At 60.9% G+C, this 2,919-nt stretch carries 3 protein-coding genes; all 3 read right to left on the reverse strand.

All coding sequences use genetic code 11. The features are described from left to right. Positions 1 to 28 precede the first annotated feature (28 nt). Positions 29 to 991: a TauD/TfdA dioxygenase family protein gene (locus AWB68_RS43645; RefSeq protein ID WP_087650285.1), complete on the reverse strand. Its 963-nt coding sequence runs from the start codon at positions 989 to 991 to the stop codon at positions 29 to 31. A gap of 370 nt (positions 992 to 1,361) precedes the next feature. Next, positions 1,362 to 2,396, reverse strand: a complete 1,035-nt coding sequence (locus AWB68_RS43650) for an AraC family transcriptional regulator (RefSeq protein ID WP_087650286.1) — start codon at positions 2,394 to 2,396, stop codon at positions 1,362 to 1,364. 16 nt (positions 2,397 to 2,412) lie between these two features. Continuing rightward, positions 2,413 to 2,586 (reverse strand): hypothetical protein, encoded by a 174-nt coding sequence (locus tag AWB68_RS49160; protein WP_200828966.1) that lies wholly within the window; start codon positions 2,584 to 2,586, stop codon positions 2,413 to 2,415. Between the last annotated feature and the right edge of the window lie 333 nt (positions 2,587 to 2,919).

Consider the following 2,919-nt stretch of genomic DNA (forward strand, 5'->3'; position numbering starts at 1 on the left):
CCTGGAATTGCCGAGGGAGCCGGTCGGCTCAGGCCAGCGGGGTGCCCGTGAGGGTGGCGCGCAGCATCTTTCTTGGCGAGTTGTCGTAGTCAGCCACGGCGTAGTGCTGAACCTGCAGGTTGTCCCACATGGCAACCGTGTTGGTTCTCCATTTCAGACGGACCTGGTATTCCGGAATCGCGGCCTGAGAGGTCAGATAGTTCATCAGGTGATGCGCCTCCGGCATGAAGTCCTGGCCGTATCGGATGTCCTCGAAGTTGTAGAAATTCGAGAAATGGGTCGTGAACGCCGTGTTGACGAACAAAACCTTTTCGCCCGTCTCGGGATGGGTGAGGACCACCGGGTGCTCGGCGGCGGGGTTCTTCGCGGCCATCGCGTGACGTTCTGCGATCGGCATCTGGGCGCCAAAGATGTGCTCTGCATCGTGCTTGGCGTACAGGCCATCGATCCGTTGCTTGATGGTGTCGGGCAGCTTTTCGTAGGCCATCACCATGTTGGACCACATGGTGTCTCCGCCGGATACCGGACCCAGTTCGCAGCGCAACACCGCGCCGCGGGGCGGTGCCTTCTTGTAGGTCACATCGGCATGCCAGAAGTTTTCGCGGCTGACCTTTTCGACGTAGGTCTTGGGCTTGCCCGGGTCGAGATTGCGGTACAGCATCAGCAACTTGTCCGCTTCCGGATGGCTCGGAGCAAGCGGATGGGCTTCCAGTCCGGCGAATTGAGCGGCGAAGTTCTGTTGCTCCATCGGCGTAATGTTCTGATCGCGGAAGAACAGCACTTTATGCTTGAGCCACAGCGCCCGGATTTGGGCGATGGCGTCAGGATCCATGGCGGCATCAGCGAGGCTGATGTTGCTGAGTTCGGCGCCGATGGCGGGCGTGCAAATCTCCACCTTGATCGAATGCTGGCGCACCGATGGCCGGACAATGGCCGGTGCGATGGACGCGGCTTGTGAAGTAGTGTTTTGGGTTACAGCGCTTGATGTCATTGAGGTCTCCAGTCTGTGTTTTGTGCGGCGGCGAGCCATGCGTGCGTCCGGCAGATGTAGCTGGCCCCGTCAGCACGGCAGGGGCATCGCTTCATCGGTGCCACGAGAGTCATAATAGGCAGTGCGGCCGCGATGCTATTGATTTAGCGCGACAATTGCTTTGCTTATTGGGACGCGAGGCCAGGGGCCCATGGCTGGAAAGCCGATAGCGATAACGCTCCTGTGCAGTCAGGGCGGTACAGCCGGCAATCGCGGAAGCAGGCGGGATCTATAACGTCAGGAACGCGTAGAAGGGTGCGGCCGGTTCGGGCAGTGTGGCTGGCCCGGGTGATGGAGGGGCGCGTGAGCCGACCCCGAACCCAGAGCCTTCCTACTTATGCAAGATGGGCCTGGCTGTTGCCCGGCTCTCCCGGTATTGGGCGGCCCGATCCGAGGGTGTCTTGCCAAACTGGCCGCGGAACCAGCGCGAGAAGTCACCCGCAGAAGAAAAGCCGAGGAGTTCGGCGACTTCATATAACTTGTGTTTGCTGTTGGCCAGATACTCCTCGGCGAGTTCAGCACGTACCGCATTGATGATCGTGGTGACACTCTCGCCCTCCGCCGCGAGGTGCCGGTTAAGAGTGCGTCGATGCATGCCAAGATGCTGGGCAACCTGATCGACCGAACAAAGTCCGCTTGGCAGCAACATCCTTGCGATCTGGCGCGCCCGCTGCGCCGGCTCGTCGCGGACGTTGGCCAGCTGCATGTCGAGCGATCGCTTTACCTCGCGATGCAGCGCCGGGTCTGCAGCAGGGATGGGCAGGTCCAGGTCGCGGCCTCGGCAAACGATGGCATTGCATTCCTGTAAAAAATCGATAGCCGTGCCTAGCACGCGGCGGTGCACTACAAGACTGGCAGGGCGCTCGTGAGTGAAGGTGACCCCGACCGGCCGGAAGGTATCGCGGGTCAGAATTCTGAACGTCCGCAGTACGATGCCGGTAGACATTTCGATAGCCTGGCGCGAGAGGCCGTCGCCCCGCATATCCACGCCCACATGCAGCAGGACCATCTCGTCTGCATCGTCAAGCCACAATCGCACGCCGGCGTTGTGCGGTTGCACATAGCGGATTGAAGATTGCATTGCTGAGCGCAGCGTGGGCTCTTCCCGGATCGCCAGCGCCAGCATGCCCAGATTGGCCAGGCTTCTCTTTTCCGCGAGCAACAATCCAAAGGCCTCCTGACCGGACAGGCGTGCCGACTCCTCCAGCAGCCACCCCACCGAATCGGCACTGATCATCAGATTCGGATCGTCGAGGACCTTGGGCGACAGCTTGGCCATCCGCAGCATCCGAAACGGATCGAGCCCCGCCGAACGAGCCACGTGTTCATAGTCGGTAAGGCTGGCACTTCGCGTCAGGGTATGCACGGGACTCTCCCAATTTTCAAAGCAGATCCAGGGCGACATCAGCCACGCTGACGTTGCTGGGTTCGGGGCCGATGGCGGGCGTGCAAATCTCCACCTTGACCGAATGCTGGCGCACCGATGGCCGGACAATGGCCGGTGCCATAGGCGTGGCTTGTGAAGCAGTGTTTAGAGTTGCGGCGGTTGCGGTCATTAAAGTTTCCAGTCTGCGTTTGTGCGGCGGCGAGCCATGCGTGCGTCCGGCAGATGTAGCTGGCTCCTGTCAGCACGGCAGAGGCATCGTTTCATCGGCGCCACGGGAGTCATAATAGGCAGTTCGGCCGCGGTGCCATTGATTTAGCGCGACAATTGCCTTGCATATTGGGACGCGAGGCCAGGGCCCATGGCTGGAAAGCCGATAGCGGTAAAGCGACCGTGCGGTCCGGGCGGTTAAGCCGGCGATCGCGGAAGCAGGCGGGGATCTGTAACGTCAGAAATGTGCAGAGTGCGGCCGGTTCAGGCCGTGTGGCTGGCTGGGATGACGAAG

Origin of the sequence: Caballeronia choica (assembly GCF_001544535.1) — a bacterium.
Taxonomy (GTDB): Bacteria; Pseudomonadota; Gammaproteobacteria; order Burkholderiales; family Burkholderiaceae; genus Caballeronia; species Caballeronia choica.

What these genes read in the sequence shown, in the direction of transcription:
- AWB68_RS49160 (WP_200828966.1), bottom strand. Translation starts at nt 2,586, where the DNA reads ATGACCGCAACCGCCGCAACTCTAAACACTGCTTCACAAGCCACGCCT.
- AWB68_RS43645 (WP_087650285.1), bottom strand. Translation starts at nt 991, where the DNA reads ATGACATCAAGCGCTGTAACCCAAAACACTACTTCACAAGCCGCGTCC.